A 25,163-nucleotide genomic window follows, 5' to 3' on the forward strand; every position below is an offset into this window, starting at 1 on the left:
GTACCGGGTGGCCGGCCCGGCTCAGCCCTGCTGCGACTCGCTTCTGATCACCGCGAAGCGGGCGCCGTACGGATCGCTGAGCTTGGCCATGCGGCCCACGCCCTCCATGGTCGTCGCCGGCATGCGCACCGCTCCACCGAGCTGCTGCGCCTTCTCCACCACCGCGTCGGTGTCCGTGACCTCGAAGTACGGCAGCCAGTACGGGCCGCCCCCGGCCTCGGCTGGGGCGTCGGCCAGCGGCACGAACCCGCCGAACATCGCGTCCTGTCCGCCGTCGGCCGGGTTGACGCAGGTGTACGTCCCGCCCGGGAAGGGCACGCCGGAGGTCTCCAGGCCGAGCACCTGGTGGTAGAAGGCGGCGGCCGCCGCGATGTCCGGGGTGTACAGCTCGACCCAGCACAGCGCGCCCGGCTCGTTCGCCACGTCGACGCCCTTGGTCCGGGCCGGCTGCCAGATCCCGAACGGCACGCCCGCCCGGTCGGCGAGCACCGCCATATGGCCCTGCCCCATCACGTCCATCGGCTGGAACAGGACCCTGCCGTGGGCCAGTTCGGCGGCCTTGGCGGTGGCCTGGGCGTCCTCGCTCCGGAAGTACACCGTCCAGGCCGGCGGGCCCTGCTCGGGGCCGGACTGCATACCGCCCGCGACGGTCCTGCCGTCCAGCTGGAAGAAGCCGTAGCCTCCGGCGTCCGGCCCCGCCGACTGGAACTGCCAGCCGAAGAGGCCGCCGTAGAAGGAGAGGGCACCGTCGATGTCCGGGGTGGCGATGTCGATCCAGTTCGGCGCGCCGTTGACGAAACGGGTGGTGAGCATCTTCGCCCTCCTCGAAAAGGGTCCCGTCCTGTGCACTGCCGAGTCTGGCACCCCCCACTGACCATCGCCGCCGGAGCGCCGCGACCTGGCGGACCGGTCCCGCTCTCGCACCGGTCACCGGGCGCGTTCCGCGGGTTTTCGGATTTCGGCCGGCCTCCGCGCGCCGCCGTGCGCCGGTGCGGTCCGGGGGAGCATCATCGGGGCGGCGCAGGCCCTGGCGGCGGCGTTGAGCCCACGTTGATCGAACGTTTTTCGCCGCGCGGCACGATCCTGGTCATGCACTTCGAAACGATCACTCCGGCCGACGACACCTGGCAGGCGCAGGCCCTGTGCGCGCAGACCGGGCCGGACTTCTTCTTCCCCGAGCCCGGCAGTTCGGTGCGCGAGGCGAAGCGCATCTGCGCGATGTGCGAGCTGCGCCCGGCCTGCCTGGACTACGCGCTGGCCAACGACGAGCGCTTCGGCGTCTGGGGCGGCCTCTCGGAGAAGGAACGCCTCGCCCTGCGCCGCACGTCCCACTGACCCCGGCCCGTCGCCTTTCCGGCACCTGGGCACAGCGGCCCGGCGCCCGCCCGCGCAAACGCCCGCCCCCACGGCCCCGTACCGACGGACACCGGCCCCGCCGGCCGGCGAGCGCCAGGTCCCCTCGGGGCCGGGCCTCAGCGAGCGCCGGGCCCCGGCGAGGCGCAGACCCCTTCGAGGCTCAGGCCCCCGCGCGTGCCGCCATGCGGGCCTTGCGGGCGGCCAGCTTCTCGTCGAACTTGGTGGCCTCCGAGTTCAGGCCGCCCAGGAACAGGCCCAGTTCCTCCTGTGCCTGGCGCCCCTCGGGACCGAGGCCGTCGATCTCCATGACCTTCAGGAAGCGCAGGACCGGCTGGAGGACGTCGTCGTGGTGGATGCGCAGGTTGTACACCTCGCCGATGGCCATCTGCGCGGCGGCCCGCTCGAAGCCGGGAAGGCCGTGGCCGGGCATGCGGAAGTTCACCACGACGTCCCGGACCGCCTGCATCGTCAGGTCGGGGGCCAGCTCGAAGGCCGCCTTCAGCAGGTTGCGGTAGAAGACCATGTGCAGGTTCTCGTCGGTCGCGATGCGGGACAGCATGCGGTCGCAGACCGGGTCGCCGGACTGGTGACCGGTGTTGCGGTGCGAGATGCGGGTGGCCAGCTCCTGGAAGGCGACGTAGGCGATCGAGTGCAGCATCGAGTGCCGGTTGTCGGACTCGAAGCCCTCGCTCATGTGCGCCATGCGGAACTGCTCGAGCTTGTCCGGGTCCACCGCGCGCGAGGCGAGCAGGTAGTCGCGCATCACGATGCCGTGCCGGCCCTCCTCGGCCGTCCAGCGGTGCACCCAGGTGCCCCAGGCGCCGTCGCGGCCGAAGAGCGAGGCGATCTCGTGGTGGTAGCTCGGCAGGTTGTCCTCGGTGAGCAGGTTGACCACGAGGGCGATGCGGCCGATCTCCGTCACGCCGGACTGGCCCTTGTCCCACGCCTCGCCGTCCTCGAACAGGCCCGGGAAGTTGCGGGCGTCGCTCCACGGCACGTACTCGTGCGGCATCCAGTCCTTGGCGACCGCCAGATGCCGGTTCAGTTCCGTCTCGACCACTTCCTCCAGCGCGAACAGCAGCCGCGCGTCGGTCCATGCGGACGGGCTGCCGAGGTGAGGGGAGGTGATCGTCACGGGAACTCCAGGGGGACGCCGAACAGGGGGACGGTCCGGCGAGCGGTGCCGGAAACCTACGAGATCGTAGGCTACGAATCCGTAGGTTACGAAGCCGTAGGTTAAGGCCGTCGTAAAGACCGCTGATCAGCACGGCAAAGGCGGTCTCCCCGGCGTGTTCCGCCCGCTTTCGCCGCCCGTTCCCGGACCCGCCGACGGCCCCGGAGCCCATGGTTCAGGAGCCGTCGGCGTGACGGGGCACCCGGTCAGGTGTACAGCTCCCGCAGCCGTACCGAGAGGCAGGTCACACAGCCCTCCAGCTTCTCGAACGCGCTGATGTCCACCGTGACCACCTCGTAGCCGAGATCGGTCAGCAGCTCCGCCGTCTTCGGGGCGCTCGCCGCCATCAGCAGCTTGTGCCCGCCGAGCAGCACCACATGCGCGCCGGACTCCTCCGGCACCGACAGGAAACCGGGGAACAGCGACGGCCGGTCGACCTTCGGGATGTGCCCGATCACCGTGCCGTCGGGCAGCGCGGTCACCGCCGACTTCAGGTGCAGCACCTTGCTCACGGGCACCGGGACCACCCGTGCGCCCAGCGGCTCGAAGGCGGCCCGCAGCTGCTGCACACCGGCCGCGTTGGTACGTCCGCCGCGGCCGACGAACACCGTCTCGCCGACCTTCAGCACGTCACCCCCGTCCAGCGTGCCCGGCTCCCATATCCAGTTCACCGAGCAGCCGAGGCGGGCCACCGCCTCCTCCACACCGACGGTCTCCGCGCGCCGGGACTCCGCTCCGGGCCGGGTGATCAACGCCACGTTCCTGTACATGACGACGGTGTCCTCGACGAACACCGAGTCCGGGCAGTCGTCCTCCGGGTCGACCTCGATCGTCTCCCAGCCGTGCGTGCGCAGGGCCTCGACGTAGGCCTCCCACTGCTCGACGGCGAGCCCCACATCGACCTTCTCCCGCTCGATGTGCGTCACCAGGCCTTCGGCGAGGCGGGGGCTGGGGCGGCGGACGAGGGCCTTCTTGCTGGGCACGAGGGGCCTTTCGAATCGGTGCGAGTCGGTGCTGCGGTGGCGGCGCCGCTGGTTGCGGCACCGGTCCGCCATCATGCAGTCCGCTCCGGCCAGGACAAAACCCTCGTTGTCAGGCTGTGCCCCTCCTGAGACGTCACCCCGTCGCCTTGCGCAGATGCTCCGCGGTCGCCGAGCCCCCGGCCGTGAGCAACTGCCGCGGAGTTCCCTCGAAGACCACCTCGCCGCCGTCCCGGCCGCCGTCTGGCCCGAGGTCGATGATCCAGTCGGCGTGGCGGACGACGTCCAGGTGGTGTTCGACCACCACGACCGTGTTGCCCTGCTCGACCAGCCGGTCGAGCAGGGCCAGCAACGCGCCGACATCCGCCAGGTGCAGACCCCTGGTCGGCTCGTCCAGGACGTACACCGCGCCGGTGCGGTGCAGCCGGGTGGCGAGCTTGATCCGCTGCCGCTCGCCGCCGGAGAGCGTGGACAGGGGCCGGCCGAGGGCCACATGGGTCAGGCCGACGTCCCGCAGGGCCCGCAGGGGGCGCAGCACGGCGTCCTCGGGGACGTCCAGGTCGCCGAAGAAGTCCAGTGCCTGTTCCGGCCCCATGTCGAGGACGTCGGCGATCGAGGCTCCGCGGACGGTGAGCCGCAGCACCTCCTCCTGGAAGCGGCGCCCCGCGCAGCCGGGGCAGACGGTCGTCACCGGGTCCATGAAGGCGAGGTCGGTGACGATGACACCGCGCCCCTCGCAGCCGCCGCACGCCCCGGCCGAGTTGAAGCTGAACAGCGCCGGTGACGTCCCCGTCGAGCGGGCGAAGAGCCTGCGTACGGTGTCCATGATCCCCAGGTAGGTCGCCGGTGTGGACCGTCCGGAGACCGCGATGGCCGACTGGTCCACGACCACGGCGCCGGGGTGCGCGGCGGTCAGTTCGCCCGTCAGTGTGCTCTTCCCGGAACCGGCCACCCCGGTCACCACGGTCAGCACGCCCGTCGGGAACTCCACCGTGACCTCGCGCAGGTTGTGCCGGCTGGCGCCCTTCACCCACAGCCCGCCCGTGGCCCGCCGCACCCGGCGTTTCACCGCGGCACGGCGGCGCAGGCAGCGGCCGGTGAGGGTGCCGGACGCGGCCAGCGCGCCGGGCGTGCCCTGGAAGACGACCCGTCCGCCGTCGGCGCCGGCCCCCGGCCCCATGTCGACGACGTGGTCGGCCAGGCCGATGACATCGGGGTCGTGCTCCACGACCAGCACCGTGTTGCCCCGGTCGCGCAGTCGCAGCAGCAGCTCACCGAGGCGGCCCACGTCACGCGGGTGCAGCCCGGCGCTGGGTTCGTCGAAGACGTACGTCAGTCCGCTCAGGCTGGAGCCGAGGTGCCGTACGGTCTTCAGCCGCTGGCCCTCGCCGCCGGAGAGCGTCGCGGTCTCCCGGTCCAGGCTGAGATAGCCCAGGCCGATCGCCTCGATGCGCTCCAGACCGTCCACGGCGGCCCGGGCGACGGGTGCCGCCACCGGGTCGTCGATCCGCTGCAGTACGGCGATGAGGTCGGTGACCTGCATCCGCGCGCAGTCGGCGAGGGACAGCCCGCACACGCGCGTGGCGAGCGCCGCCGCGTTCAACCGGGCCCCTCGGCAGACCGGGCAGACGTCCTCGGCCAGGAACTCCCGGACGAGATCGCGGGTGCGCCGGCTGAGCGCGGACAGGTCGCGTTTGAGGTAGAGCCGTTCGAACCGGTCGGCGAGCCCCTCGTAGTCGACGACCCGCGAGCCGCCCGTGTTGTCGACGCGTACGCGCGCGCCCCGCCCGCGCAGCAGGAACGCCCGCTCGCCGGCGGTGAACTCGCCGAGCGGTTTGTGCACGTCGAGGCGGGTGGTGCGGGTGTATGTCTGCCCGTGCCAGGTGCCCGCGGCGAACGGCGGGAACCGGACCGCCCCGCCGGCCAGCGACCTGGCCGGGTCGAGGATGCGGTCCCAGTCGGGCCGTACGGTACGGCCCAGCCCGTCGCACGCGGGGCACATCCCCGACGGGTCGTTGAACGAGTAGGCCGTGGCCGGTCCGGCGCTCGGGGTGCCGTACCGGGAGAACAGCACCCGGAGCGCCGCCTGGATGTCCGTCATCGTGCCGACCGTCGACCGCGCATGGCCGCCGACCGGCCGCTGGTCGACCACGACCGCCGGCGAGAGGTCCGTCAGCGACTCCAGATGCGGGCGCTCGAACCGGGGCAGCCGGTTGCGCACGAACGAGGGGTACGTCTCGTTCAGCTGGCGCTGCGACTCGACGGCGATCGTGTCGAAGACGAGCGAGGACTTGCCCGAACCCGAAACGCCGGTGAACACGGTCAGCCGGCCCTTCGGGATGCGGAGATCGACGCTCTTGAGGTTGTTCTCCCTGGCTCCGGTGAGGGTGATGAAATCGGGCATGCCGCCGACGCTAGGCGGGATACCCGACATCCTCCGGCGTGATTTCCTTCAGTTCCCCCTCCTCCATCAGCAGCCAGCGGGTGATGCCGATCGACTGCAGGAACGGCAGGTCGTGGCTGGCCACGAGCAGCGCGCCCTCGTACGACTCCAGGGCCGAGGTCAGCTGCCGCACGCTCGCCATGTCGAGGTTGTTGGTCGGCTCGTCGAGCAGCAGCAGCTGGGGCGCCGGCTCGGCGAGCATCAGGGCGGCCAGGGCCGCCCGGAACCGCTCGCCGCCCGACAGGGTGCCCGCCTGCTGGTCGGCCCGCGCGCCCCGGAACAGGAAGCGGGCCAGCCGCGCCCGGATCCGGTTGTGGGTGGCGCCCGGCGCGAACCGGGCCACGTTCTCGGCGACCGTCAGCGCGTCGTCCAGCACGTCCAGCCGCTGGGGCAGGAAGCGCGACGGGACGTGCGCCCGTGCCTCACCGGACACCGGCGCCAGCTCCCCGGCGACCGTCCGCAGCAGCGTCGTCTTGCCGGCGCCGTTGCGGCCGACCAGCGCGATCCGCTCCGCACCGCGCAGGTCGAGGATCCCCTCGACCCGCGCCCCGTAGGCCATCGCCAGGTTCTCCAGGGTGAGCACCTGCCGGCCGGGCGGCACGGCGGTGTACGGCAGGTCGACGCGGATCTCGTCGTCGTCCCGTACCGCCTCCACCGCCTCGTCCAGGCGATCCCTGGCCTCGGCGAGCCGCTCCTCGTGCATGATGCGGTGCTTGCCCGCCGACTCCTGGGCCGCGCGCTTGCGGGCACCCATGACGATCTTCGGCTCGCGTTTCTGGTCCCACATCTTCTGCCCGTACCGCTTGCGGCGGGCCAGCTTGACCTGGGCGTCGGCCAGTTCACGCTTCTGCTTGCGCACGTCGGCCTCGGCGACGCGCACCATCCGTTCGGCCGCCTCCTGCTCGACGGCCAGCGCCTCCTCGTAGGCCGAGAAGTTGCCGCCGTACCAGGCGACCTCCCCGGAGCGCAGCTCCGCGATCTGGTCGACCAGGTCGAGCAGTTCCCGGTCGTGGCTGACCACGACCAGCACGCCCGGCCACGCGGCGACGGCCTGGTACAGCCGGCGGCGCGCGTACAGGTCGAGGTTGTTGGTGGGCTCGTCCAGCAGCAGCACGTCCGGGCGGCGCAGCAGCAGTGCGGCCAGCCGCAGCAGCACCGACTCGCCGCCGGAGACCTCGCCGACGGTGCGGTCCAGGCCGATGCGGCCGAGACCCAGTTCGCCGAGGGTGACCAGGGCGCGTTCCTCGACGTCCCAGTCGTCACCGAGCGTCTCGAAGTGCTCCTCGGCGACGTCACCCGCCTCGATGGCGTGCAGCGCGGCCCGCCGTTCGGCGATGCCGAGGGCCTCGTCGACGCGGAGTGCGGTGTCGAGGGCGATGTTCTGCGGGAGGTAGCCGATCTCGCCGGCCGCCTTGACGGTGCCGTCGGCCGGGCTGAGTTCACCGGCGAGCAGCTTCAACAGGGTCGACTTCCCTGATCCGTTGACGCCGACGAGCCCGGTGCGGCCGGGTCCGAAGGCGATGTCCAGGCCGTCGAAGACGGCGGTGCCGTCGGCCCAGGTGAAGGACAGGGACGTGCAGGTGAGGGAAGATGACATGAGGGCCTCGCGAGGGTGTCGTGCGGTCGGTGAGCGCATGTCGAGACACCGCGAGGCGGGAACCGAAAGGTCGGGGGCACGAAGAGGCCGGAAAAAAGGGGCCTGTGCCGGAGGACGGCTCGGACGCCGAGGTCGTACGCCGCGCACACCTCACCGGTGCGACGCGGTGCCTCAGGACCTCAGACGAGCAACGTCCTTCTCCAATCGACGGCAACAGGACCGATGTACACCGTACGAGGGAGCCTGGGGGCTGTCAACGGGATTAAGGGCTGCACGCGCGCGTGGCGCTCAGCAGGCGTCCCGCATCAGTTCGGCCAGGCCGTGGTCCAGGTCGAGCTGGAGGTGTTCGAGGCCGACGGGTACGAGTGCGTCGGCCGCCTCCAGGAAGCGCCGGATCTCACCCGAGCGCACATGCACGATCGCGGTGCCCTCGGGGGCGTGGAACTCCAGCACGGTGCGGTCGTAGCCGTACGGCCGCACCCGGACGTCCCCGTGGCCCTCGGGCCCCCGCAGCCCGGCCGTGAGCAGCTCGCGGGAGAAGGTCCAGCACACGTCGACCCCTTCCAGGGTGGCCGGGGCCGGGAAGGTCATGACGACGGCGAACGGATCACGCCGGTCGTAGCGCAGCGTCGCGGGAATGCTCGGCATGCGTGGTGCGGCGGCGACGAGACGGGCCTCTACGGGCTGCTCGATGACGGTGGACAACGCCTTGCTCCCTCGTGACGGCTGGACTACCCCCGGGTGTGCGCTACCCGGCACTGGAAGAGACGACGGATCCGGCCGATCCGTGCACACGAAGACCGAGTGACCTCGGTCACCGCGTTCATGCACGGCGCAGGGCCGCGTGTTTTCGCGTACAGGGGCGGGCAGTTGGCCTCTGGACGGCGCCGGGCCGGTGGGCTAGCTTCGCCCGCCATGAGGCGCTTGGGCAGCACGCGACGCAGAGGACGCACGAGCAGGCTGGTGGCGGCGGGGATGGCGTGCGGGGCGGCGCTGGCCGCGCTGACCGTCCCGGCGGCCGAGGCCGGGCCGCTGGGCCGGGGCGGCCCGCACTGGGCGCCGAAGGACCCGGGCACCCCGCAGGTCCGCTTCCGGGGCCTGGCGGCCGTGGACCGGCGCACCGCCTGGCTGGCCGGCACCGGCGGCACGGTGCTGCGCACCACGGACGGCGGGGCGAGCTGGCGGAACGTCTCTCCGCCGGGTGCGGGGGACCTGCAGTTCCGGGACGTCGAGGCGTTCGGCGCGCGGCGCGCGGTGGTGCTGGCCATCGGCGAGGGCGAGGCGTCCCGCGTGTACCGCACCGACGACGGCGGAGCGACCTGGACGGAGTCCTTCCGCAACACCGACCCGAAGGCGTTCTACGACTGCCTGGCCTTCTTCGACCGGCGGCACGGCCTCGCGATGAGCGACCCCGTGGACGGAAGGTTCCGCATCCTGTCCACGAGCGACGGCGGTCGCTCCTGGCGGGTGCTGCCCGCGGGCGGCATGCCGCCCGCCCTGGACGGCGAGGCGGGCTTCGCCGCGAGCGGCCAGTGCCTGGTCACCTCGGGCCCGAAGGACGTCTGGCTGGCCACCGGCGGCGGCGCCCACGCGCGCGTGCTGCACTCCGCCGACCGCGGACGGACCTGGACGGCCGCCGGCACACCGGTCCCGGCCGGCGATCCCGCCAAGGGCGTCTTCGCGCTCGCCTTCCGCGACCGGGCCCACGGCCTCGCCGTCGGCGGCGACTACCGCCCCGGCCAGCCCTCGCCGCAGGCCGCCGCCGTCACCGCCGACGGCGGCCGCACCTGGACGCCGGCCGCCACACCGCCGCCCGCCTACCGCTCCGGGGCCGCCTGGCTGCCGCACAGCCGCAGCGCCGCTCTCGCCGTCGGCCCGGCCGGCACCGACCTCACCACGGACGCCGGCCGCACCTGGCGGACGATCGGCACCGGCTCGTACGACACCGTGGACTGCACGCCCGACCTGAGCTGCTGGGCGGCCGGTGAGCAGGGGAGGGTGGCACGGCTGGAACGCTGAGGTGAGCCGTGCGGAACCCGGGTACTCGTCGTGCACGGAAGCGAGAGGAAGGGAGCGATCATGCCCGCCGGTTCCAGCTCCAAGCGCGAGCGCCAGTACGAGCACATCAAGAAGAGTGCGCAGGACCGGGGCGAGAGCACCGGGCGCGCCAAGGAGATCGCCGCGCGGACGGTCAACAAGGAACGCGCCCGCGCCGGCGAGTCGAAGACCGCGAGCCGCAGTTCGACGCAGGACATGTCGTCCGGCAAGCGCGGCGGTCAGCGGTCGGGCAACCGGGTGGGCTCCCAAGGCCCTACCCGCGACCAGCTGTACAACGAGGCGAAGCAGCGCGGCATCGAAGGCCGTTCGCACATGAACAAGGACGAGCTGCAGCGCGCGCTGAACGCCAAGAAGGGATGAGTGGCGGCAGTCAGTCCAGCGACTGCCGGTGGCGGGCCAGCTCCGGAGCCGTCTTCGTGGCGGTGAACTCCGTGACGCGGTACGTGCACACTCCGCCGACGGTGAACGGGTCGCCCGCGACGATCTCCTCGATCCGGGCGCGGTCCTGCGCGACGGCGATGATCACCCCGCCGTCGCGGGGGTTCTTGCGCCCGGAGGCCAGGAAGAAGCCCTTCTCGTAGTGCTCCTCCAGCCAGGCCACGTGGTCGGCGAGCAGCGCGTCGACGGCGTCGAGAGGTGCGGTGTAGGTCAGCTCCAGTACGAACATGATCGTGAGCCTACCCCCGGGCTCCGACACCCGCCGTGGGCCCGTAGAGTCGGCGTCACCATGACGACCGTAGGCGTACCCGCGGGCTGGCCCGCGACCGAGGAGGAGGCCCGCGCGGTCCAGGACGGGCTGCGCGGCCGGGTGGTGCTCGACGAGAGCGGACCGGAGCCCGGGACCGGCCGTGTCACCGGGGTCGACGTCGCCTACGACGACACCCTCGACCTCGTCGCCGCGGCGGCCGTCGTGCTGGACGCCGCGACCCTGGAGGTGGTGGCCGAGGCGACGGCCGTCGGCCGGGTCTCCTTCCCGTATGTGCCCGGCCTCCTGGCCTTCCGCGAGATTCCGGCCGTCCGGGCCGCCCTGGACCGGCTGCCGTGCCCGCCCGGCCTGGTCGTCTGCGACGGCTACGGCCTGGCTCATCCGTGCCGCTTCGGCCTGGCGAGCCACCTCGGCGTGCTCACCGGCCTCCCGGTCATCGGGGTCGCGAAGAACCCGTTCACCTTCACGTACGACGATCCCGGTCCGCGGCGGGGCGCCTCGGCTCCGCTGCTCGCGGGGAGCGAGGAGGTCGGGCGTGCGCTGCGCACCCGGGACGGCGTCAAACCGGTCTTCGTCTCCGTCGGCCACCGGATGAGCCTGGACAACGCCCTGGCGCACACCCTGGCCCTGACCCCGCGCTACCGGCTGCCGGAGACCACCCGCCGGGCGGACGCCCTGTGCCGCGATGCGCTTCGCCGGGCGGCACAGAGCGCCGGGGGCGACGCTCAGGAGGCCACGATCCGCCAGGCGCCGACCTCCTGATACGACGCGTCGTAGACGGCCGAGCCGTCTCCGGGTTCGAGGGCGTAGTGGCGGAGGTTCCCGCCCCAGTAGCGCAGGATGCGCCCCAGTTCGCCGGCCCGGTCCTGCGCCGGCGCGTCCTCGTCCACGGTCACCTCGAGCACGAACTTCATGCCTGTCCCGCCTCCTTCGGCTCTTCGGCCTGGGCCTCCATCGTTTCATTGAAGAACCTGGTGAGACTTTCGCGGCAGTGACCGCGGGGAACCGGGATGTCCGGGTGCGCAAAGTCTCAAACGGCGGGGGAGGCGGCGGGGCCGGTGGCCGCCACCCGGAAGGTGATCCCCGCGGCGCGCAGCCGCTCGGTCAGGGCGTCGCCCATCGCCTGCGCCGTGGTGACCTGCCCGGCCGTCGGCGGCAGGTCGTCGAAGGCCAGGCTGAGGGCCGCCTCGGCGAACATCTTCGCCGTCTCGTCGTAACCGGGGTCGCCGCCCGCGACCTCCGTGAACACCCGCCGTCCGCCGCCCTCGCCGACGAAGCGCACCGCGAACCGGCTCCTCGCCCGCCGCTCCGCGCTCGGTCCGTCCCCCGGCTTCAGCCGGCCCGACAGCCAGCGCCTCGCGGGCGGCAGCTGGGCGGCCGTCAGCACCGCGCCGACGGCGGCGACCCCGCCGAGGGCGACCGGCAGATGCCGCACCGCCGCGTAGTGCCGGTAGCGGAAGTCGGGTCCGTACCGGTCGAGCGCCTTCGCCGAGCGGCGCACGATCTGCGGGTCGATGGTCGGCAGCGGCAGCGCCCACGCGCCGACCTCCCTGGCGAACCGGGGCGCGCCGGTCGGCGCCGTGACCCGGCGTCCCATCAGCCGCGGCTCGTGCCGGCCCCGTTCGCGCGCGGCGGCCAGCAGCTGCCGGCCGCGGGCGAACTGGTTCAGCGCCGAGGCCAGGGTGCCCCCGGAGAAGGCGGCGTCGGCGGTCACATAGCCGTCCACGGTCAGCGGCACACCCTCGGGCAGCTGCCGTACCGTGAAGTACACGCCCAGGTCGTGGGGTACGGAGTCGAAGCCGCAGGCATGCACCAGACGGGCGCCCGTCTCCCGCGCGCGTGTGTCGTACCGGACGTACATCAGGTCCACGAACTCGGGCTCGCCGGTCAGGTCCAGGTAGTCGGTCCCGGTGTCCGCGCAGGCGGCGACCAGCTCCTCGCCGTGGAGCACGTACGGCCCGACGGTCGTGGCCACCACGCGCGCGTGCTCGGCGAGGGCGCGCAGGCCGTCCGGTTCGGTCACGTCGGCGTGCAGGACGCCGACCTCCGCCCCGCCGGGCAGCCGCTCGCGCAGTCGCTCCAGCTTTCCCGCGTCGCGCCCGGCCACCGCCCAGCGCAGGTCCTTCGGCGCGTGCGCGGCGAGATACTCCGCCGTGAGAGTGCCGACGAATCCGGTGGCTCCGAAGAGCACGAGGTCGTAGGGACGGTCCGCCCTGTTCATCCTGCTCATGACACCCCTTGGTCGCGCAGCCCGCGCCGCTGTCGGTGGCTGAGGCTAGCGTGAGGGTTGCCGGCGACGACGACCAGCCCGGAGGCAGTGGTGGCCGCAGCGCGCACGCGCCGACAGCGCACGGGGGGCGAGTCGCGGTGCACCCGTCTCTCACCCTCCCGGGTGATACGCGTACAGCCGGGCACTTGGCTAAGCGCTTGCTCGTTGGGGCTTGTGTCCGGTGCACCGCGTTTCTAGCATCACCGGTGTTACATCAGTTGTGTCACACGTGCTGAGGGGGCTGGACGCATGACGACGGCAAGGACGCCGGCGACGCCGGGCAGCGGTCCGCTCTGCGGTGTGCGCGTGGTCGAGCTGGCCGGTATCGGGCCGGGCCCGTTCGCCGCCATGCTCCTCGCGGACCTGGGCGCCGACGTGGTCCGGGTGGACCGGCCGGGCGGCCCCGGACTCGCGATCGATCCCGCCCACGACGTCACCAACCGCAACAAGCGCTCGATCGTCGTCGACCTGAAGGCCGCGGACGGCCCCGCGCGCGTGCTGGACCTCGCCGAGCGGGCCGACATCCTCATCGAGGGCTACCGCCCGGGTGTCGCCGAGCGCCTCGGCGTCGGCCCGCAGCAGTGCCACGCCCGCAACGCCCGCCTGGTCTACGGCCGCATGACCGGCTGGGGCCAGAACGGCCCCCTCGCCGACCGCGCGGGCCACGACGTGGCCTACATCGCGCTCACCGGCACCCTCGGCATGATCGGCCGCCCGGACGAGCCCCCGGCCGTCCCGGCCAACCTGCTGGGCGACTACGCGGGCGGCTCCCTCTACCTGGTCGTCGGCGTCCTCGCCGCGCTGCACCACGCGCGCGTGACCGGCACCGGACAGGTCGTCGACGCCGCCATCGTCGACGGCACGGCCCACCTGTCCGCGATGATCCACGGCATGCTCGCGGCCGGCGGCTGGCAGGACCGGCGCGCCGCCAACCTCCTCGACGGCGGCTGCCCCTACTACGGCACCTATGAGACCGCCGACGGCGGATACATGGCGGTCGGCGCCCTGGAGGAGCAGTTCTACGCGGAGTTCCTGCGCCTTGTGGGCCTGGACGACCTGGCCGGCGCCCGCAGGGACCGGACCCGCTGGGGCGAACTGCGCGAGCGGATCGCCGCCCGCTTCAAGTCCCGCACCCGGGACGAGTGGACGGCCGTCTTCGAGGGCACGGACGCCTGCGTGGCCCCCGTGCTGTCCCTGCGCGAGGCCCCGCACCACCCGCACCTCGCCGCCCGCGGCACCTTCACCGACCACGCCGGCATCACCCAGCCCGCCCCCGCCCCCCGCTTCTCGGCGACCCCCACCGCCATCCGCACCGGTCCGGCCCGGCCGGGCGCGGACACCGAGACGGTCGCCCGCGACTGGGGAATACCCACGCCCGTGAACGAGGACCCGGTCACCGACGCCGACTGACCCCGCCCACCCCGCTCGGCCCACCCTTTCGAAAGGCACACCAGTGAGCACCGAAGCGTACGTGTACGACGCGATCCGCACCCCGCGCGGCCGCGGCAAGGCGAACGGCGCCCTGCACGGCACGAAGCCCATCGACCTGGTCGTCGGCCTCATCCACGAGATTCGCGACCGCTTCCCCGGCCTCGACCCGGCCGCCGTCGACGACATCGTGCTCGGTGTCGTCGGACCCGTCGGCGACCAGGGCTCCGACATCGCCCGGATCGCCGCGATCGCCGCCGGACTGCCCGACACGGTCGCGGGCGTGCAGGAGAACCGCTTCTGTGCCTCGGGCCTGGAGGCCGTCAACCTGGCCGCGGCCAAGGTCCGTTCCGGCTGGGAGGACCTGGTCCTCGCGGGCGGTGTCGAGTCCATGTCCCGCGTCCCGATGGCCTCGGACGGCGGCGCCTGGTTCAACGACCCGATGACCAACCTCGCCGTCAACTTCGTCCCGCAGGGCATCGGCGCCGACCTGATCGCCACCATCGAGGGCTTCTCCCGCCGGGACGTGGACGAGTACGCGGCCCTGTCCCAGGAGCGCGCCGCCACCGCCTGGAAGGACGGCCGCTTCGACCGCTCCGTCGTCCCCGTCAAGGACCGCAGCGGCCTGGTCGTCCTCGACCACGACGAGCACCTGCGCCCCGGCACCACCGCCGACTCCCTCGCGAAGCTCAAGCCGTCGTTCGCGGACATCGGCGAGCTGGGCGGATTCGACGCCGTCGCGCTGCAGAAGTACCACTGGGTGGAGAAGATCGACCACGTCCACCACGCGGGCAACTCCTCCGGCATCGTGGACGGCGCCTCGCTGGTCGCGATCGGCTCCAGGGAGGTCGGCGAGCGCTACGGCCTCACCCCGCGCGCGCGGATCGTCTCCGCCGCCGTCTCCGGCTCCGAGCCGACCATCATGCTCACCGGGCCCGCCCCCGCCACCCGCAAGGCCCTGGCGAAGGCCGGCCTCACCATCGACGACATCGACCTGGTCGAGATCAACGAGGCGTTCGCCGCGGTCGTGCTGCGTTTCGTCAAGGACATGGGCCTGACCCTGGACAAGGTCAACGTCAACGGCGGCGCCATCGCACTCGGCCACCCGCTCGGCGCCACGGGCGCGATGATCCTCGGCTCGCTCATCGACGAACTGGAGCGCCAGGACAAGCGCTACGGCCTCGCCACCCTGTGCGTCGGCGGTGGCATGGGCATCGCCACCATCGTCGAGCGCATCTGAACTCCCCGCGGAACCAACGGACTTCAACGGAGACGACTGTCATGACCGAGAGCACCACCATCCGCTGGGAGCAGGACGACACCGGTGTCGTCACCCTCGTCCTGGACGACCCCCACCAGTCCGCGAACACCATGAACCAGGCGTTCCGCGCCTCCGTCACGGCGATCGCCGCGCGCGCGGAGGCCGAGAAGGACTCCATCCGCGGCATCATCTACACCTCCGCCAAGAAGACCTTCTTCGCGGGCGGCGACCTCAAGGACATGATCAAGGCCGGTCCCGAGGACGCCCAGCAGGTATTCGACACCGCCACCGAGATCAAGAACGCGCTGCGCCGCATCGAGACCCTCGGCAAGCCGGTCGTCGCCGCCATCAACGGCGCGGCCCTCGGCGGCGGTTACGAGATCGCGCTCGCCTCCCACCACCGCATCGCCCTGGACGCCCCCGGCTCCAAGATCGGCCTGCCCGAGGTCACCCTCGGCCTGCTGCCCGCCGGCGGCGGAGTCACCCGCACCGTACGGCTGATGGGCATCACGGACGCGCTGCTGAAGGTGCTGCTGCAGGGCACCCAGTACAACCCCCGCCGCGCCCTGGAGAACGGCCTGGTCCACGAGGTGGCCGCCACGCCGGAGGAGATGCTCGCCAAGGCCCGCGCCTTCATCGACGCGCACCCCGAGTCGCACCAGCCCTGGGACGTCCCCGGCTACAAGATCCCGGGCGGCACCCCCGCGCATCCCAAGTTCGCCGCCAACCTGCCCGCCTTCCCGGCCAGTCTGCGCAAGCAGACGGGCGGTGCCCCCTACCCGGCCCCGCGGAACATCATGGCCGCGGCCGTCGAGGGGTCCCAGGTCGACTTCGAGACCGCGATCACCATCGAGACCCGCTACTTCACCGAGCTGGTCACCGGGCAGACCGCGAAGAACATGATCCAGGCGTTCTTCTTCGACCTCCAGGCCGTCAACTCCGGCGCGAACCGGCCCCAGGGCGTCGAACCGCGCCAGGTCCGCAAGGCCGCCGTCCTCGGCGCCGGCATGATGGGCGCCGGCATCGCCTACTCCTGCGCCCGCGCGGGCATCGACGTCGTCCTGAAGGACGTCTCCCTGGAGGCGGCCGTCAAGGGCAAGGGCTACTCCGAGAAGCTGTGCGCCAAGGCCGTCGCCAGGGGCCGTACCAGCCAGGAGAAGGCCGACGCGCTGCTCGCCCGGATCACGCCCACCGCCGACGCGTCCGACCTCGCGGGATGCGACGCGGTGATCGAGGCCGTCTTCGAGGACACCACGCTCAAGCACAAGGTGTTCCAGGAGATCGAGTCCGTCGTCGCCCCGGACGCCCTGCTGTGCTCCAACACCTCCACCCTGCCCATCACCACGCTCGCCGAGGGCGTGCAGCGCCAGACCGACTTCATCGGACTGCACTTCTTCTCGCCGGTCGACAAGATGCCGCTGGTGGAGATCATCAAGGGCGAGCGCACCGGTGAGGAGGCCCTGGCACGGGCCTTCGACCTGGTCCGGCAGATCAACAAGACGCCGATCGTCGTGAACGACTCGCGCGGGTTCTTCACCTCCCGGGTGATCGGCCACTTCATCAACGAGGGCGTCGCCATGGTCGGCGAGGGCATCGAGCCCGCCTCCGTGGAGCAGGCCGCCGCCCAGGCCGGCTACCCGGCGAAGGTCCTCTCCCTGATGGACGAGCTGACCCTCACGCTCCCGCGCAAGATCCGCAAGGAGACCAAGCGGGCCGTGGAGGAGGCGGGCGGCACCTGGACCGCGCACCCGGCGGAGGCGGTCATCGACCGCATGGTCGACGAGTTCGGCCGCCCCGGCCGCAGTGGCGGCGCCGGCTTCTACGACTACACCGAGGACGGCAAGCGGGCCGGACTCTGGCCGGGCCTGCGCGAACACTTCACGAAGCCCGGGTACGAGATCCCCTTCCGGGACATGCAGGAGCGGATGCTCTTCTCCGAGGCGCTCGACACCGTGCGGCTCCTCGAAGAGGGCGTCCTGACCTCGGTCGCCGACGCCAACATCGGCTCGATCCTCGGCATCGGCTTCCCGGGCTGGACCGGCGGTGTGCTCCAGTACATCAACGGCTACGAAGGGGGCCTGCCCGGATTCGTGGCACGCGCGCGTGAACTGGCCGAGCGCTACGGCGAGCGGTTCACCCCGCCCGCGCTCCTCGTCGAGAAGGCGCAGAGGGACGGGACGGGGGAGCCGTTCGGCGACTCAGTCCGTTCCTGACCCGCTGACCCACTCGCCGAGCTCTTCCCGCAGCGAGCGCTGGAACGTGGTCAGCAGCGCCTGCACCACCAAGGGGTGCATGTGCGCCGACAGGGACTTCACGTCCTGGGCGTCACGCTCCGCCACCTCGCCACGGAAGAGCTGGGAGAGCTCGTGAGCCGCGGCGCGCGAGTGCTCGATGAGCACCTTGCGCGCCGCGAGGATCGCCTCGTGCGACAGCGGTACGTCGAGGAGCTGCACGCCGAGCCGGAGCAGCCCCGAGTCCACCCGGAAGGTGTCACCCTCCGCCTCCGTGACGACGTTCATCGCCGCCAGCCGCTCCACGTCCTCGGCGGTCAGCGGCCGGCCCGCCCGCCGTTCCAGTTCCCGCCGCGACACCGTGTCCATCGCGTCCGGCGCCCAGGACGCCACCACCGCGCGGTGAATGGCCAGGTCGTGCGGGGTGAGGTCATGTGGCAGCTGCTTCAGGTACCGCTCGATCGCGGACAGGGTCATGCCCTGCCGCTGCAGCTCCTCGATGAGGGCCAGCCGCGCCACGTGGTCCGGCCCGTAGTGCCCCACCCGGCGCGGGCCGATCACCGGCGGCGGCAGCAGACCCTTGCTGCCGTAGAAGCGCACGGTGCGGACCGTGACGCCCGCCCGGGCGGCCAGCTCGTCGATGGTGAGGGGCGTCTGCCCGGCATCGGTCGTCATGTGCAGCAGTATCGCTGTCTCACCAGGGGTGTGAAACCGCGGGTGAACATCGGGTGGACCCCGGGTTGACCGTGTGAGAAGTAACGCTCTGTGATGTAGGCCACCGCGTGCCGGTGGATTCTTCTGGGAAGGTGCTGCCTTGGTTTGTGCCACGACTCATCAGGTCGGCGCGGGCCAAGCCCTGCACGTCCCCCGTGGCCCACGAGGTCCGGGCGCACCAGGAAAGTGGAACCACCCGTGAGCAAGGACGCCGTGGATTCGGCACAGGCCGTAGCCCCTGCCCAGACGGCCGCGACGCCCGCGGACGCGGGCGACGCCGGTTACAGCAAGGACCTCAAGGCCCGCCACGTCAACATGATCGCCATCGGTGGAGCCATCGGCACCGGACTCCTCCTGGGCGCCGGCGGCCGACTGCACAACGCCGGCCCGGCCCTCGCCCTGGCCTACCTGGTCTGCGGCGTCTTCGCCTTCTTCGTCGTGCGGGCCCTGGGCGAGCTGGTCCTGTACCGGCCGTCCTCCGGGTCCTTCGTGTCGTACGCGCGTGAGTTCCTCGGCGAGAAGGGTGCCTACGTCGCCGGCTGGATGTACTTCCTGAACTGGTCGACGACCGGCATCGCCGACATCACCGCGATCGCGCTCTACACGCACTACTGGAGCATGTTCACCAGCATCCCCCAGTGGGTGCTCGCCCTGATCGCCCTCGCGGTGGTCCTGGCCGTGAACCTGATCTCGGTGAAGATCTTCGGCGAGATGGAGTTCTGGTTCGCGATCATCAAGGTCGCCACCATCGTCGGGTTCATGCTGGTCAGCATTTTCCTGCTCGCCACCCAGCACAAGGTCGGCGGCCACACCCCCGGCCTGAGCGTGATCACCGACAACGGCGGTGTCTTCCCGCACGGCGCGATGCCGGTCGTCCTGGTCATGCAGGGCGTGATCTTCGCGTACGCCGCCCTGGAGCTGGTCGGCGTCGCGGCCGGCGAGACCGCCGAGCCGGAGAAGGTCGTCCCGCGCGCGGTCAACTCGATCATGTGGCGGGTGGGCCTGTTCTACGTCGGCTCGGTCGTGCTGCTCGCCCTGCTGCTGCCCGGCTCGGTCTACTCCGCCGACCAGAGCCCGTTCGTGACCGTGCTCTCCAAGATCGGCGTTCCGGCCGCCGGTGACGTGATGAACCTGGTCGTGCTGACCGCGGCCATGTCCTCGCTGAACTCCGGCCTCTACTCCACCGGCCGCATCCTGCGCTCCATGGCCATGGCGGGCTCCGCCCCGAAGTTCACCGCGCGCATGAACCGCAGCCAGGTCCCCTACGGCGGCATCCTGCTGACCTGCGCGGTCTGTGTGCTCGGCGTCGGTCTGAACTACCTGGTGCCCAGCCAGGCCTTCGAGATCGTGCTGAACGTCGCCTCCCTCGGCATCATCAGCACCTGGGTGATCATCATGGTCTGCCACATGGTCTTCGTCCGCCGTGCCCGCGCGGGGCTGGTGACCCGGCCCCGGTTCCAGCTGAAGTTCAGCCCCGTCACCGAGATCGCCACGATCGTGTTCCTGCTGGTCTGCCTCGGCATGATGTGGAACGACCCCGACGTGGGCCGCAAGACCATCCTGCTGATCCCGGTGATCGCCCTCATGCTGGTCGCCGGCTGGTTCGGTGTGCGCCGCCGGGTGTCGCAGAACACCGACCGGGAGCTGTCCGAGCTGACGCGGTAGCAGCCGGGAAAGCCCGGGGCCACTGTCAGTGGCATCGCCTACGGTGGCGTCATGTCGGAGATCACGTATGTCCGGGGTGACGCCACCGTGCCGTCGGTCAAGGGCGTCAAGGTGATCGCCCATGTCTGCAACGACATCGGCGGCTGGGGAAAGGGCTTCGTGCTCGCGCTCTCGCGCCGCTGGCCGCAGCCGGAGGCCGCGTACCGCGCCTGGCACCGCGACCGCGCGCACAACGACTTCGGACTGGGCGCCGTCCGACTGGTCCGGGTCGAGCCGTATGTGTGGGTGGCCAACATGATCGGCCAGCGCGGTGTCAGAAGGGGCAGCAACGGCGTCCCCGTCCGCTACGAGGCGATCGACACCGCCCTCGCCCGCCTCGCCGGCGAAGTGATCGAACTCGGTGCGTCCGTGCACATGCCCCGCATAGGCTGCGGCCTGGCGGGCGGCACATGGTCCCGCGTGGCGCCGCTCATCGACGAGCGGCTGGTGAAACAGGGGATCGAAGTGACGGTGTACGACCACGGGGAGGGCGGCCGGTGATCTCCGAGACCGGGGCGACGGACGTCCTGGTGCTGGGCGGGGCCGGCGTGGACACGATCATCCGCGTCCCCGAACTGCCCCTCCCGTACGCCGACAGCTACATGATCGACACCGGGATCCGCACCCGCGCCGGACAGACCGGCGACTTCGTCGCCCTGGGCCTCGCCGCACTCGGCCTGCGCACCCACCACCTCGACCTGCTCGGCGACGACCCCGAGGGCGACCTCGTGCGCGCCCTGCACCGCGAGCACGGCATCGCACTGACCGCCCTCCCGCAGCCCGCCGGCACCAAGCGCGCGGTGAACCTCGTCGGCCCGGACGGCCGCCGCCTGTCCCTCTACGACACCAGCCGCGCCCGCCCCGGCGACCGCTTCCCGCCCCAGACGCTGCGCACGCTGGCCGGCGCGAGCCGGCACGTCCACGTCACGATCACCCAGCCCTGCGCCGACGCCCTGCCGGAGCTGACCGAGACGGGCGTGCCCCTGTCCACGGACCTGCACGACTGGGACGGGGAGAACCCGTACCACGAGCCGTTCGCCCACGCCGCGGACGTCGTCTTCCTGTCGGCCGCCGCGCTGGGCGACCCCGAGCGGACCATACGGCGCATCGCCGAGCGGGGCCGGGCCGAGGTGGTCGTCGCCACCGCCGGCGCCGAGGGCGCCTATCTGCTGGCCGACGGCGAGCTGACCCGCGTGCCCGCGGCGTCGCCCCCCGCGCCGGTGGTGGACTCCAACGGCGCGGGCGACGCCTTCGCCGCCGCGTTCCTCTACGGCCGCCTCGTCGGTGAGCCGCCCGAGACCTGTGCCCGCTACGGCGCGGTCGCGGGCGCCCATGCCTGCACGGTCCCGGCCTCCCGAGCGGAGTCGATCGGCCGGGACGAGCTGCTGAAGCGGGCGGCGGCGCCCAGACCCTAGACCGCCGGATCAGCGCCCGGGCGTGGCGTGCACGTCGTGCGCCGCCTCGATCCTCTTCCACGACTTCGGCTGCGCCACCGCCCTGTCCGCCTTCGCCAGGGACCGAGCGGCGGGCGCGGCCGGCTTCGACGGCTGGAACAGCCAGGTGCCGAACAGCGCCGCGAGGGGCTTGCCGGACACCTGCTCGGCGTACTTCTGGAAGTCGGCCACCGAGGCGTTGCCGTACGCGTGCTCCCGCGGCCAGCCCTTCAGGATGCGGAAGAACGCGTCGTCGCCGACCTCGCCCCGCAGGGCCTGGAGGGCGGCGGCACCCCGGTCGTAGACGGCGGCGTCGAACTGGTTGTCCGGGCCCGGGTCACCGGGCTTGACCGTCCAGAAGGCGTCGTCGGCCGGGTGGGAGGCGTACACATAGTCGGCGAGCTGCTGCGCGGTGCCCTCGCCCTCGTGCTCGGACCACAGCCACTGCGCGTACGTCGCGAAGCCCTCGTTGAGCCAGATGTCCTTCCAGTCCTTCAGCGACACGTCGTCGCCGTACCACTGGTGGGCCAGCTCGTGCACGACCACCGAGGCGTTGGAGCCCTTCGCGAACTGCTTGGGGCTGTAGTAGACGCGGGTCTGGGTCTCCAGCGCGTACCCGGTGGTGGTGTTCGGCACGTACCCGCCGGCCGAACCGAACGGATAGGGCCCGAAATAGCCGCTCAGCCAGTCGACGATCTCGCCGGTGCGCTCCACGCTCGCCCGCGCGGCCCCGTCGTTGTCGCCGAGATCCTTGCTGTAGGCGTTGACGACCGGCACCCCGCCCTCGGAGGTACTGGTGGTGATGTCGAACCTGCCGATGCCGAGCGTGGCCAGATAGGTCGCCTGCGGCTTGTTCTCCCGCCAGCTGTAGCGGGTCCAGCCCAGCTTCGAACTCGTGGACTGCAGCGTGCCGTTGGAGACGGCCTGGGTGCCGTCCGGCACGGCCACCGACACGTCGTAGGTGGCCTTGTCGCCGGGGTGGTCGTTGCTCGGGAACCACCACCAGGCGGCCTCGGGTTCGTCGGCGGCGACCGCGCCGTCCGGCGTGCGGTGCCAGGCGTTGAAGCCGTAGGCGGTCTTCGTGGACGGCACCCCGCTGTAGCGGACGACGACCGTGACCGGAGTGTCCTTGGCCAGCGGCGTCTTCGGCGTGACGACCAGCTCGTGCTGCTGGGAGTGCGTGAACGCGGCCTTGGCGCCGTTGACCCGCACCTCGCTCACGTCCAGCAGGAAGTCCAGGTCGAAGCTGGACAGGTCCTGTGTGGTCTGCGCCAGGATCGTCGCCGTGCCCTGCAGCTCGTCCGTCTTCGGCTGGTACTGCAGCCTGAGGTCGTAGTGCGAGACGTCGTAGCCGCCGTTGCCGTAGTACGGGTAGTAGGGGTCGCCGATGCCCGGCGCGCCGGGGGAGTAGCTCGCGGCCGATGCCGGGATCGCCAGCAGGAGGGAGGCCGCCGCGAGTGCGCCCGGCGCGATGATTCTGCGGTGCACGTCAGCTCCAAGTCGTCAGGACCGAGGGTCCGTTCGGAGATCTCTGTTCGCAGCCTATTCAGTCCCTGTGGCCCCCGGCCTGTCCATGGCCCCCGCTGTCACACGATCGCCATTCAGCCGTCACGCGACACGCGAGGCGCCGTAAATCCCCCTTCTGCCCGGGAGTTGACCGGAGTACCGTCCGCGCATGCCACTTCGCACGCCGATGAGAACGCGCTTCACGATCTGGAGAACGCTCGCCACCGCGGTCGCCGCCATCCTGACGGCCGCCTTCCTCACCCCGCTCGCCGCGCAGGCAGCCAGCGGCGCGAGCCCGGCCGGCCGCGAGAGCCGGCCCGTCTACTCCTACGCCCACGCCGTCCGCGAGTCCGTGTGGGTGGACACCGGCCTCGACGAGGACCGCGACGGGAAGACCGACCGCGTCGCCGCCGACGTCGTCCGGCCCGCCGAACCCGCCCGCCAGGGCCGCAAGGTCCCCGTCATCATGGACGCCAGCCCCTACTACTCCTGCTGCGGACGCGGCAACGAGAGCCAGAAGAAGACGTACGACTCCCAGGGCCACGTCGTCCAGATGCCCCTCTTCTACGACAACTACTTCGTGCCCCGCGGCTACGCCTTCGTCGGTGTCGACCTCGCCGGCACCAACCGCTCCGACGGCTGCGTCGACACCGGCGGCCGCTCCGACATCCAGTCCGCGAAGGCCGTCGTCGACTGGCTGAACGGCCGCGCCACGGCGTACACCACCCGGACCGGGGACAAGACCGTCAACGCCACCTGGACCAACGGCCGCACCGGCATGATCGGCAAGAGCTGGGACGCCACCATCGCCAACGGCGTGGCCGCCACCGGCGTCAAGGGCCTGAAGACGATCGTCCCGATCAGCGGCATCTCCTCCTGGTACGACTACTACTTCGCGCAGGGCGCCCCGCTGTACGACGGCGGCCCCGACGAACTGGCCGGCTACGTCGAGAGCGACGCGGCGCACGCCCACTGCGCGGCCGTTCAGAAGAAACTCGCCGACGGCAGCCCGCGCAGCGGCGACTGGACCGGGCTGTGGACCAAACGGGACTACGTCAAGGACGCGGCCAAGGTACGCGCCAGCGTGTTCCTGGTGCACGGCATGCAGGACCTCAACGTCCGCACCAAGCACTTCGGCCAGTGGTGGGACGCCCTCGCGCAGCACGGCGTGCAGCGCAAGATCTGGCTGTCCCAGACCGGGCACGTCGACCCCTTCGACTACCGCCGCGGCGCCTGGGTCGACACCCTGCACCGCTGGTTCGACCACGCGCTCCTCGGCTACGACAACGGCATCGACCGCGAGCCGATGGCCGACATCGAACGCCACCCCGACCAGTGGGTCACCTCCCGCGTCTGGCCCCCGCGGACCACCCGCGCCACCGTCCTGCACCCGGCCGCCGGCACCCGGGCCGGCGTCGGCACGCTCGGCCTGCGCCCGGCCTCCGGCACGGAGAGCTTCACCGACGACCCGAAGCTGAGCGAGACCGACTGGGCCGCACACCTGACCACGCCCACGGCCGAGAAGACCGGTTTCCTCACCGCGCCGCTCAGCCACGACCTGCGCCTGTCCGGTTCGTCCACGGTGACGGTGACCGCGACGCCGACCACCACCTCGGCCCACCTGTCCGCCGTCCTGGTCGACCTCGGTCCGGACACGATCCGCGACTACGCGGACGCGGCCGAGGGCATCACCACCCTCACCGACCGCACCTGCTGGGGCGCCGGCACCGCCGGGGACAGCGCCTGCTTCAAGGAGACGGCGGCCAAGACGGCCAAGGTCGACTACACCGTGGTCAGCCGCGGCTGGGCCGACCTCGGCCACCACGCCTCCCTCGCCAAGGGCGTCCCGCTCACCCCGGGCAAGGCGTACACGATGACCCTGCGGCTGGCGGCGACCGACCATGTCGTCCCCGAGGGACACCGGCTGGCCCTGATCGTCGCCGGCACGGACAAGGACCTCATCGACCCGCCTTCGACGAAGCCGACCCTGACGATCGATCTGTCCGGCACGAGGGCGAGTCTCCCGCTGGTCGGAGGCGCACCGGCGTTCGCCCGGGCCACGTCCGGCACGGCCACGGCTCCCGCGCCGCGGGCCTTGAACGGGGTCCGCGCACCGGGTGCGACTCGGCACATCCCGTCGAGCTGACGGGGGCGCGCCGTGGCGCCGGCTGACCGATGCGTGACGGCGGGCCGGAGGCGTCCGGTACGGGTCACGCCCGGCTCGACTCGCGCCCCGGGTGCGGGTCCGTCGTGGCTGGTCGCGCGGTTCCCCGTGCCCCCGGGAACCGCAGTCGGCGCCGGCT

22 protein-coding genes are annotated in these 25,163 nt (G+C 71.9%); 11 read left to right on the forward strand and 11 right to left on the reverse strand.

Translation table 11 applies throughout. The annotated features are described in order from the left end of the window. Positions 1–21: 21 nt before the first annotated feature. On the reverse strand, positions 22–813 hold the full coding sequence (locus tag ACZ7GZ_RS13625) for a VOC family protein (RefSeq protein ID WP_471023818.1): 792 nt from the start codon (positions 811–813) through the stop codon (positions 22–24). 276 nt (positions 814–1,089) lie between these two features. Between ACZ7GZ_RS13625 and ACZ7GZ_RS13630 the strand changes: the two genes are divergently transcribed. Next, positions 1,090–1,335: a WhiB family transcriptional regulator gene (locus ACZ7GZ_RS13630; protein ID WP_153536132.1), complete on the forward strand. Its 246-nt coding sequence runs from the start codon at positions 1,090–1,092 to the stop codon at positions 1,333–1,335. 181 nt (positions 1,336–1,516) lie between these two features. Here ACZ7GZ_RS13630 and ACZ7GZ_RS13635 read toward each other — a convergent pair whose 3' ends face one another. The 5 genes from ACZ7GZ_RS13635 to ssgD all read right to left on the reverse strand — a co-directional run bounded on the left by ACZ7GZ_RS13635 (position 1,517) and on the right by ssgD (position 8,255). Next, entirely contained in the window at positions 1,517–2,491 is a 975-nt protein-coding gene (locus ACZ7GZ_RS13635) for an acyl-ACP desaturase (RefSeq protein WP_471023821.1), read from the reverse strand. Positions 2,492–2,736: 245 nt separating this feature from the next. Then, positions 2,737–3,513 carry a dimethylargininase gene (gene ddaH / locus ACZ7GZ_RS13640; protein ID WP_471023822.1) on the reverse strand — a complete coding sequence of 259 codons (777 nt, stop codon included), beginning with the start codon at positions 3,511–3,513 and terminating at the stop codon, positions 2,737–2,739. Positions 3,514–3,646: 133 nt separating this feature from the next. Next, a complete protein-coding gene (locus tag ACZ7GZ_RS13645; RefSeq protein WP_471023825.1) occupies positions 3,647–5,914 on the reverse strand; it encodes an ATP-binding cassette domain-containing protein in 2,268 nt (755 codons plus the stop codon). 10 nt (positions 5,915–5,924) lie between these two features. Continuing rightward, complete coding sequence (locus ACZ7GZ_RS13650) at positions 5,925–7,550, reverse strand: ABC-F family ATP-binding cassette domain-containing protein (RefSeq protein ID WP_471023828.1); 1,626 nt, start codon at positions 7,548–7,550, stop codon at positions 5,925–5,927. 288 nt (positions 7,551–7,838) lie between these two features. Next, complete coding sequence (ssgD, locus tag ACZ7GZ_RS13655; RefSeq protein WP_471023831.1) at positions 7,839–8,255, reverse strand: spore wall synthesis regulator SsgD; 417 nt, start codon at positions 8,253–8,255, stop codon at positions 7,839–7,841. Between the two features lie 270 nt (positions 8,256–8,525). On the opposite strand from ssgD, the gene ACZ7GZ_RS13660 reads away from it, so the two are divergent. Beyond that, positions 8,526–9,569 carry a WD40/YVTN/BNR-like repeat-containing protein gene (locus ACZ7GZ_RS13660; protein WP_471024087.1) on the forward strand — a complete coding sequence of 348 codons (1,044 nt, stop codon included), beginning with the start codon at positions 8,526–8,528 and terminating at the stop codon, positions 9,567–9,569. 60 nt (positions 9,570–9,629) lie between these two features. Then, positions 9,630–9,968: a plasmid stabilization protein gene (locus ACZ7GZ_RS13665; protein WP_471023834.1), complete on the forward strand. Its 339-nt coding sequence runs from the start codon at positions 9,630–9,632 to the stop codon at positions 9,966–9,968. A gap of 10 nt (positions 9,969–9,978) precedes the next feature. On the opposite strand, the gene ACZ7GZ_RS13670 is transcribed toward ACZ7GZ_RS13665, so the two are convergent. After that, complete coding sequence (locus ACZ7GZ_RS13670; RefSeq protein WP_471023836.1) at positions 9,979–10,275, reverse strand: YciI family protein; 297 nt, start codon at positions 10,273–10,275, stop codon at positions 9,979–9,981. Positions 10,276–10,335: 60 nt separating this feature from the next. Between ACZ7GZ_RS13670 and ACZ7GZ_RS13675 the strand changes: the two genes are divergently transcribed. Further along, positions 10,336–11,076, forward strand: coding sequence for an endonuclease V (locus tag ACZ7GZ_RS13675; protein ID WP_471023839.1), 741 nt, complete (start codon positions 10,336–10,338; stop codon positions 11,074–11,076). Here the strand turns inward: ACZ7GZ_RS13675 and ACZ7GZ_RS13680 are convergent. Further along, the gene (locus tag ACZ7GZ_RS13680) at positions 11,040–11,228 is read right to left on the reverse strand and encodes a hypothetical protein (RefSeq protein ID WP_471023842.1); all 189 of its coding nucleotides are present in this window, start codon (positions 11,226–11,228) and stop codon (positions 11,040–11,042) included. The two genes, ACZ7GZ_RS13675 and ACZ7GZ_RS13680, sit on opposite strands and share 37 nt — an antisense overlap. Before the next feature lie 116 nt (positions 11,229–11,344). Then, on the reverse strand, positions 11,345–12,544 hold the full coding sequence (locus ACZ7GZ_RS13685; protein WP_471023844.1) for a saccharopine dehydrogenase family protein: 1,200 nt from the start codon (positions 12,542–12,544) through the stop codon (positions 11,345–11,347). Positions 12,545–12,832: 288 nt separating this feature from the next. On the opposite strand from ACZ7GZ_RS13685, the gene ACZ7GZ_RS13690 reads away from it, so the two are divergent. From ACZ7GZ_RS13690 to ACZ7GZ_RS13700, 3 genes are read left to right on the forward strand one after another with little or no spacing between them, the layout of a single operon-like run. Further along, entirely contained in the window at positions 12,833–13,993 is a 1,161-nt protein-coding gene (locus ACZ7GZ_RS13690) for a CaiB/BaiF CoA transferase family protein (protein WP_471023847.1), read from the forward strand. Between the two features lie 43 nt (positions 13,994–14,036). Then, complete coding sequence (locus tag ACZ7GZ_RS13695) at positions 14,037–15,251, forward strand: acetyl-CoA C-acetyltransferase (RefSeq protein ID WP_471023850.1); 1,215 nt, start codon at positions 14,037–14,039, stop codon at positions 15,249–15,251. Positions 15,252–15,292: 41 nt separating this feature from the next. Further along, positions 15,293–17,485, forward strand: coding sequence for a 3-hydroxyacyl-CoA dehydrogenase NAD-binding domain-containing protein (locus ACZ7GZ_RS13700; RefSeq protein ID WP_471023854.1), 2,193 nt, complete (start codon positions 15,293–15,295; stop codon positions 17,483–17,485). On the opposite strand, the gene ACZ7GZ_RS13705 is transcribed toward ACZ7GZ_RS13700, so the two are convergent. Then, entirely contained in the window at positions 17,471–18,178 is a 708-nt protein-coding gene (locus ACZ7GZ_RS13705) for a MerR family transcriptional regulator (protein ID WP_471023856.1), read from the reverse strand. The genes ACZ7GZ_RS13700 and ACZ7GZ_RS13705 overlap by 15 nt on opposite strands. A gap of 237 nt (positions 18,179–18,415) precedes the next feature. Here ACZ7GZ_RS13705 and ACZ7GZ_RS13710 point away from each other — a divergent pair, with 237 nt between their 5' ends. From ACZ7GZ_RS13710 to ACZ7GZ_RS13720, 3 genes are read left to right on the forward strand one after another with little or no spacing between them, the layout of a single operon-like run. Next, positions 18,416–19,882 carry an amino acid permease gene (locus tag ACZ7GZ_RS13710; RefSeq protein WP_471023859.1) on the forward strand — a complete coding sequence of 489 codons (1,467 nt, stop codon included), beginning with the start codon at positions 18,416–18,418 and terminating at the stop codon, positions 19,880–19,882. Positions 19,883–19,933: 51 nt separating this feature from the next. Beyond that, entirely contained in the window at positions 19,934–20,422 is a 489-nt protein-coding gene (locus ACZ7GZ_RS13715) for a macro domain-containing protein (RefSeq protein ID WP_471023862.1), read from the forward strand. Continuing rightward, positions 20,419–21,336, forward strand: a complete 918-nt coding sequence (locus ACZ7GZ_RS13720; RefSeq protein WP_471023864.1) for a PfkB family carbohydrate kinase — start codon at positions 20,419–20,421, stop codon at positions 21,334–21,336. Before ACZ7GZ_RS13715 ends, ACZ7GZ_RS13720 begins: the two co-directional genes overlap by 4 nt. A gap of 9 nt (positions 21,337–21,345) precedes the next feature. On the opposite strand, the gene ACZ7GZ_RS13725 is transcribed toward ACZ7GZ_RS13720, so the two are convergent. Then, entirely contained in the window at positions 21,346–22,842 is a 1,497-nt protein-coding gene (locus tag ACZ7GZ_RS13725) for a M1 family metallopeptidase (RefSeq protein ID WP_471023866.1), read from the reverse strand. A gap of 187 nt (positions 22,843–23,029) precedes the next feature. Here ACZ7GZ_RS13725 and ACZ7GZ_RS13730 point away from each other — a divergent pair, with 187 nt between their 5' ends. Continuing rightward, positions 23,030–25,006 carry a Xaa-Pro dipeptidyl-peptidase gene (locus ACZ7GZ_RS13730; RefSeq protein ID WP_471023869.1) on the forward strand — a complete coding sequence of 659 codons (1,977 nt, stop codon included), beginning with the start codon at positions 23,030–23,032 and terminating at the stop codon, positions 25,004–25,006. The last annotated feature ends 157 nt before the right edge of the window (positions 25,007–25,163 follow it).

The organism is Streptomyces sp. NPDC037288 (assembly GCF_055603265.1).